This window comes from Corallococcus sp. AB018 (assembly GCF_003986945.1).
Taxonomy (GTDB): domain Bacteria; phylum Myxococcota; class Myxococcia; order Myxococcales; family Myxococcaceae; genus Corallococcus; species Corallococcus exiguus.
Window position 1 is genome coordinate 20,585 of sequence record NZ_RAWR01000147.1, and the last position, 7,040, is coordinate 27,624.

Sequence of the window (7,040 nt, forward strand, 5' to 3'; positions counted from 1 at the left end):
AGAAAACACCTGATCCATTTGACACCTGGGGTCACAGGCTTTCAGCATCACCCTCATGCTGAAACATTCCCCCCTGCTCCCCCGGATTGCGAGCGTCCTGCTCGCTTCCCTCCTCCTCACACTGACAGCGTGTCCCGGCGACGAAGGCTCGGACGAAGACGGCGGCACGAACATCACGGACGGGGGCCAGAGCGACGCGGGTCCCGACGGCGGCGACCCCACCAAGCAGCCCGACGGCGGCACGTACGACCCGGGTCCCCAGGTCTGTGGTGACGGCAAGGTCCAGAAGGGCGAGGCCTGTGACGACAGCAACACCGTGAGCGGTGACGGCTGCACGTTCGACTGCAAGGAGGTCGAGGTCGGCTTCGAGTGTCCCGTGTCGGGCCGGCCCTGCATCGTGGCGACGGCGTGCGGCAACGGCATCGTCGAGGAAGGCGAGGTGTGCGACGACCGCAACAACGAGTCCAACGACGGCTGCAAGGCGGACTGCTCCGCCGTGGAGACCGGCTGGTCCTGCCCCTTCCAGGGACAGCGCTGCCGCGCCGCCGAGTGCGGTGACAGGATCATCGCCGGCGAGGAGGAGTGCGAGGACGGCAACCTCATCAAGGGCGACGGCTGCAGCGACACCTGCCGCCTGGAGCAGGGCTACAAGTGCGACACCATTGGCCAGCCGTGCGCGAAGACGACCTGCGGCGACGGCAAGAAGGAAGGCACCGAGCAGTGCGACGACGGCAACCACGACATGGGCGACGGCTGCTCGCCGCTGTGCGTGCTGGAGCCCCGGTGCGTGAACGGCACCTGCGAGGCCCGCTGCGGCGACGGCGTCATCCTCCCCGGTGACACCACCGAGCAGTGCGACGACGGCAACACCCGCTCCAACGACGGCTGCTCGTCCGACTGCAAGCTGGAGGCGGGCTTCGCCTGCTTCAACGTCAAGGGCACCCTGCCGGACGTGGTGGAGATCCCCGTCGTCTACCGCGACTTCCGCGGCAAGGGTCAGCCCGTCGGTGGCAACTACCCCGCCACCATCCACCCGGACTTCGACGACGCGAACGGCGCGGAGCAGGGCATCGTCGGCGCGAAGTTCGCCGCCCTCGGCGCGGACGGCAAGCCCGTCTATGCGAAGGAGGGCGTGTCCTCCGGCACCACCCACGGCAAGACGGCCTTCGACCAGTGGTACCGCGACACGGCCAACATCAACGTCACCGAGGTCGGCACGCTGAAGCTCGACAAGCAGGCCAACAACTCCTACGTGTTCGACGACCAGACCTTCTTCCCGCTCGACGACAGCGGCTGGGTGGGCCTGGGCAAGGAGAACCGGCTCAACGACAACAACGGCATCAAGCGCAACTTCAGCTTCACCAGCGAGACGCGCTACTGGTTCGAGTTCAAGGGCAACGAGGTGCTGACGTTCCTGGGTGACGACGACGTCTGGGTGTTCATCAACCGCAAGCTCGCCCTGGACCTGGGCGGCGTGCACGGTGCCACCTCCGGCACGGTGTCCCTGGCGGACGCGGCCACCGTGTCAGGCCTGGGCCTGGTGAAGGGCAAGATCTACGAGGTCGTCGTGTTCCAGGCGGAGCGCCACACGTCCCAGTCCTCGTACAGGCTGACCCTGAACAACTTCGAGACCCAGCGCACCGAGTGCAAGTCCACCTGCGGCAACGGTACGGTCGATCAGGGCGAGACGTGCGACAACGGCAACCTCAACGGCCCGGGCTACGGCAAGTGCAGCCTCACCTGCATCTGGAACGCCCGCTGCGGCGACGGCATCACCCAGTACAACTTCGGCGAGACGTGCGACGACGGCAACACCAACAACTTCGACAACTGCCCGAACAACTGCCAGATCGATCCGGGGTAGTCGTCCCGCCGTCCCTGGTTCCCTCGCGGACCGGGGACTTCCGCCCGGACCTCACAGGGTCCGGGCGAGCATGAACACGGCGGCCAGGGACAGCGCCCCGGCCGCCGCGAAGTGCCTCCAGGCCCGGCGGGACAACACCCCGCCGGTGCCCGTGGCGCCCTCCCCCAGCACCATCAGCGCCGGACGCCCGCCGCGCCCGCGCAGTTGATAGGTGCCGTCGAGGGATCCGCGCTCAAGCTCCCCCACCACCAGGCACGCTTCCCCAGGAACGCCCACGCGCTCCCAGGACAGCGCCTGCGCGGGCGCGCCCAGCAACTCCGCCCGGGTGAGCGCGGGCGGCGCCAGGCAGCGGCGCACCTCCACCGGCGCCAGCAGCGCGGACGGCGCGAAGCCCACCGCGGCCCGCGTGCGCTCGCCCTTCAGGATCAGCACCGGCGAGTACGCGCGCTCGCGAGACAGGAGCGGCCCCTTCCGGCCATGCGTCCCCAGCGCGTGCACCGCCGCGTCGTAGAAGGCGCACGGCACGCCGCCCGGCGACGTCAGCGTCTCCACGGAATCCAGCTGGCCCCGGTACACGCCGAAGCCCGGGGGCCGCCCCGCGCGCAGGGCCTCCACCGCCTCATCGAGTGACATGGGCGCGGCGCCGCGCAGCGCATCCGCCCGCAGGCGCACCCGGGCCCCCCGGGCGGACACCCCCGCGGCCAGCACCAGCAGCACGGCGGCCAGCGCCTTCACCAGCACGTCCGGCGACACGGGCACCAGCGGCGTCCCGCGCATCCACGGGACGAAGAGCACCAGCCCCAGGGCCAGCGCCCCGAAGCCCGCGAGCATCCAGCGAGGCCGCGCGTCCGTGGGCGTCCGCCCCAGGGTGAAGGTCGCCCGGAGCAGCAGGGCCAGGCCCACGCCACAGAGCGGCAGCAGGAGCACGCGCCCCAGGTCCACGGCCATGCCCCACCCCCGCCCGCGTGCCGGACGGCCCCGAGACGACGGAGCCCGGCGGGAGCAAGGTGGGAACGGGCGGACGGGGCGGCAAGCCCCATCCCCTTGCCGGAAGGCCGCGGCGGACTACTCGCCGGGGACGCGGCGCACGGGGCGCTCCTGCAGCGGCCCCACGACCTTCAGGTCATCGAAGATGCACTCGAGGTTGCGGCAGCCCAGCGCCAGCTTGCCCACGCGGCCCTCGAAGCCCGGCAGCACCTTGGAGGCGAAGAGCTTCTTGTTGAGGAAGGCGTCCACCCGCACGCCGCTCTTCTGCCGCTTGAGCTGGAGCTTCACCAGGAAGGGGCCCTGCTTCGGCACCGGCATCTCGTCCTGGACCAGGTTCTTGGTGTCCTCGGCGCTGTTGCCCACCACTTCATGCCCGTCTTCCGGGGAGAAGTAGCGCCACGACAGGCGCATGCCCGCGTCGGGGATGGCGAAGACGGACACCTGCACGTCGCGGATGCGGAACGCCAGCTCGCCGAAGTGCTGCCCGTCCTCCTCCACCGACCACTGCTTCCCCAGCGGGTTCACGTCCATCAGCACTTCGGCCGTGAAGTCGTCGCTCGTGAAGTAGCGGTGCGCCAGGTACGCGCGCGGCACCAGCTTGCCGTCCGCCTCGCGGCCGGCCTGCACGACGCGCAGCTCCCCCTGGTCCATCGTCCACGTGCCGCTGTGGACGTTGATCTCCTCCTCGCCCGGCCCGAAGCCCAGCTCCAGGGTGGAGCTGGCCGAGCCGGCCTCGGGCGGCGTGAGCCTCAGGCCGGAGAACACCTCCCCTTCCGTGTTGGCCGGGAAGTGCAGCTCCGTGAGCGGGGGCGGCTTCGGGCGGCCAAGGCCGTACTCCTCGTCGCCCAGGCGCAGGCTCACCGGCCCCACGAAGGCGCGCACCGCCAGGCCCAGCACGGCCAGGCCGCCCACCACGGACAGGCCGGTGCGCACCCGGCCCCAGCCCGCGTGGATCGTGTCCAGCACGGCGGACTCGGCGGCCGTCGGGGACTTCATCGGAGCCACGTGCGAGGTCCGCGCACGCGCCAGCGCCGACGCCGGCGCCACCACGTGCGGCGACGACGAGGCCGTCACCAGCTCTTCCAGCGCCTCGCACACCTCCGTGGCGGTGGCGTAGCGGGCCTCGCGGTCCGTCTCCAGCAGGCGCTCCACCACCGGATCCAGGCGCGGATCCAGGCCTCGCACGCGCTCGGACGGCAGCTTGAAGCGGCCCACGGGCAGCTCGCCCGTGAGCGCCTCGTACATCATCACGCCCAGGGAGAAGAGGTCCGCTCTCCCGTCCACGTTCTTCGCGTCCCGGCGCTGCTCCGGGGCCATGTAGTTGAGCGTGCCCATGGCCACCGCGGTCGCGGTGAGCTGCTTCTCCGAATCCGGCTCGCGGATGCCCGCCAGGCCGAAGTCCGCCACCTTCGCGTGCAGCCGCCCATCCAGCAGGATGTTCTCCGGCTTCAGGTCGCGGTGGATGATGTTCTTGGCATGCGCGCACTCCACGGCGCGCGCCACCTGGAGCAGCACCTTCAGCGACTGCGCGGGCGAAATCGGGTCCCTGCCGCTCAGCGCGTGGCGCAGCGACTGGCCCTCCACGTACTCCATGACGAAGTAGTAGTGCTCGCCCTGCACGCCCCGGTCGATGATCTGCACGATGTTCGGGTGGCTCAGGGCCGCGAGCGCGGTCGCCTCCTTGTCGAAGCGCGACACGAACTCCGCGTCCTTCGCCAGCCGGGGCGGCAGCATCTTCACCGCCACCGTGCGGCCCAGGGAGCGCTGGCGCGCGAGCCACACCTCGCCCATGCCGCCGCGCCCCAGCACCTCCAGGAGCTCCAGGCCCGGAAGCTCGGGCTTCGCGCCCGTCAGAATCGTTTCCGCGGTCTCGATGTCGCGGATGCCCGTGTTCAGGGGCGCGCGCGGGGCCTTCACCCCCAGCGACTCCGGGCGCACCAGCGTGGCCCCGACCGCCTCCGCTGCCACCGGGCCCGTCGCGGGCAATGCCACTCCAGACAAAGGCGCGTCGCGGCCCTCGGCGGAGGCAGACACCGCCCCCGCGGGAACCTCGCCCTCGTCCGCCTTCCCCACGCCATCCGGTCGCGGGATGTTCATCTCGTTGCCCCCTGGGACGGAGCCGGCCCTGATCTCCTGTCCCACCGAGTCCTCCCCGCCCGCTCCAACACCTGGAGCGGCGGAAGGTGAAGTCGATTCTGGCGGTTCATCCGCCGTGCGCGGCGTGAACGTCACCGCGTTGCCTGCTTCGTCGTGGACCTTGTCGGCCGGACGGATGCCCGACGGCTCGGGCGGGCGGTGGATGCCGGACACGTCCGGGCGGTGGATGCCGGACACGTCCGCGCGCCGCACCTCGAACCGGATGCCGCAGCGGCACGTCACCTTCTGGCCGCTCACGTACACCCGGGTGTCGTGCACCGTGCCGCAGTTGGGGCACGACTGGGTCGTCGTCATGGACGAGGAGCGCACCGTCAGCGCACCTTGCGGGAGGTGGAAGTGGTCAGCTCCGCGCCGTGGACGCGGAAGGTCTGCACGCCCTTCTCCTTGCCCTTCACCTGCTGCAGCACCGGCAGCTCCTCCACGTCGAAGCCCGGCCCGGACTTGCGCACCGTGGCCTCCGACGCCAGCACCTCGCCGCTCTTCGCGATGCCGCACAGCCGCGACGCGGTGTTCACGGTGTCGCCGATGGCGGTGAACTCGTGCCGCTCCGCGCTGCCCATGTAGCCCACGACGGCCTGGCCGGTGTTCACGCCGATGCCCACTTCGATGGGCTTCTTGCCATCCAGCACGCGCTGCCGGTTGAGCTCCGTGACGGCGTCCTGCATCTCCAGCGCGGCGCGCAAGGCGCGGGCCGGATCATCCGGGTGGGACGACGGCGGACCCCACACCGCCATCACGCAGTCCCCGATGAACTTGTCCAGGTTGCCTTCGTAGCGGAACACCACGTCCGCCATGGCGGTGAAGAAGCTGTTGAGCATCGACACCACCTCCTGCGGCGAGTCGCTCTCCGCCAGGGTGGTGAAGCCACGGATGTCCGCGAACAGGCAGCTCACCTCCGCGAGCCGGCTCTGGCGCAGGTCCTCCGTGCCGCCGTTGATCACCGCGTCCGCCACCGCCTTGGACAGGAAGCGCGACAGCTCCGCGCGCGTCACCGCCTCGTTGCGGATCTGCTCCGCCAGGGCCGCGTTCTCCAGCGCGATGCCCGCCTGCGCGGCGATGCCGGAGAGGATGGTCAGGTCCTTCTCCGAGAAGGCGTTGATCTGCTGGCGGCTGTCCAGGAACAGCACCGCCATGATGTCGCCGTTGACGAGCAGCGGCACCGCCATGGCGGACCGGATGCCCTGCGCCACGATGCTCTCCGCGGCGGAGAAGCGCTCGTCGATGATGGCGTCCGCGGTGAGCACCGCCTTGCCCGTCTCCACCACGCGCTTGAGCACGGTGTCCGACAGCATGACGTTCACCTGCTTGCCCTGCCGGTGGTGCACCGCGGCCGGGATGAACTCCCCCTGCGGACCCACCTTCAGGATGACGCCGTGGTCGGCCGCGAGCAGCTCGAAGGCCACCTTGAGAATCTGTTCGAACAGGTCGTCCTGCGTGCCCTTGAGGCTCACCTGCCGGTGGAACTCGTGGACGATGCGCAGCTTCTCGTAGTCCCGGCGCAGCGCGGCGGTGTCCGTCACCTGGTCGGCTGGACGGAAGTTCTGCGGCACCTGGTCCATCTGCGCCAGGAAGGCCGGCATGGAGACGGCGTTGGCCACCACCGTCACGCCCGGCAGCGTGGGCGGGTTGCTTCCGCCGGGCAGGGCCTCGCCGCTGTGGAAGACGAGCCTGGAGGAGCCCAGGGCGATCTCATCCCCGTCCTTCAGGCGCATCTCCCCCGTCACCCGGCGCCCGTTGACGAAGGTGCCGTTGGACGAGTTCAGGTCGCGCAGCACGAAGTCGCGCCCCACCTTCTCGATGGTGGCGTGCTCCTTGGAGACCTCTCGGTCCACCAGCCGCAGCGTGTTGGAGGGATGGCGGCCGAGCGACGTGGTGGGGCCCAGGGGAAACTCCCCCAGCGACCCGTCCGCGAACCGCCCCGTCAGGTGCGGCCCGCGCGGGTGCGACCCGGACCTGGGCGGGAAGACCTTCCTGCCGTCCGTGGGCCTGGGCTTCCGGGCCCCCGAGCGCCGCCCGGCCGCGTCCGTGAACC

The 7,040-nt window shown here is 70.7% G+C and carries 4 protein-coding genes; 1 reads left to right on the plus strand and 3 read right to left on the minus strand.

Annotated elements, in window-relative coordinates; genetic code table 11:
* The first annotated feature begins 55 nt into the window (after positions 1-55).
* Positions 56-1,864: a DUF4215 domain-containing protein gene (locus D7Y11_RS27600; protein ID WP_120580828.1), complete on the plus strand. Its 1,809-nt coding sequence runs from the start codon at positions 56-58 to the stop codon at positions 1,862-1,864.
* Between the two features lie 51 nt (positions 1,865-1,915).
* On the opposite strand, the gene D7Y11_RS27605 is transcribed toward D7Y11_RS27600, so the two are convergent.
* The 3 genes from D7Y11_RS27605 to D7Y11_RS27615 form a co-directional block, all read right to left on the minus strand.
* The gene (locus D7Y11_RS27605) at positions 1,916-2,812 is read right to left on the minus strand and encodes a hypothetical protein (RefSeq protein WP_121755757.1); all 897 of its coding nucleotides are present in this window, start codon (positions 2,810-2,812) and stop codon (positions 1,916-1,918) included.
* Positions 2,813-2,929: 117 nt separating this feature from the next.
* Positions 2,930-5,302, minus strand: a complete 2,373-nt coding sequence (locus tag D7Y11_RS27610; protein ID WP_126935192.1) for a serine/threonine-protein kinase — start codon at positions 5,300-5,302, stop codon at positions 2,930-2,932.
* 17 nt (positions 5,303-5,319) lie between these two features.
* Positions 5,320-6,933, minus strand: coding sequence for an adenylate/guanylate cyclase domain-containing protein (locus tag D7Y11_RS27615; protein ID WP_120580830.1), 1,614 nt, complete (start codon positions 6,931-6,933; stop codon positions 5,320-5,322).
* Between the last annotated feature and the right edge of the window lie 107 nt (positions 6,934-7,040).

Excerpts from the sequence above, each read along its gene's own strand:
- D7Y11_RS27600 (WP_120580828.1), top strand. The coding sequence starts at position 56 with ATGCTGAAACATTCCCCCCTGCTCCCCCGGATTGCGAGCGTCCTGCTC.
- D7Y11_RS27605 (WP_121755757.1), bottom strand. The coding sequence starts at position 2,812 with ATGGCCGTGGACCTGGGGCGCGTGCTCCTGCTGCCGCTCTGTGGCGTG.
- D7Y11_RS27610 (WP_126935192.1), bottom strand. The coding sequence starts at position 5,302 with ATGACGACGACCCAGTCGTGCCCCAACTGCGGCACGGTGCACGACACC.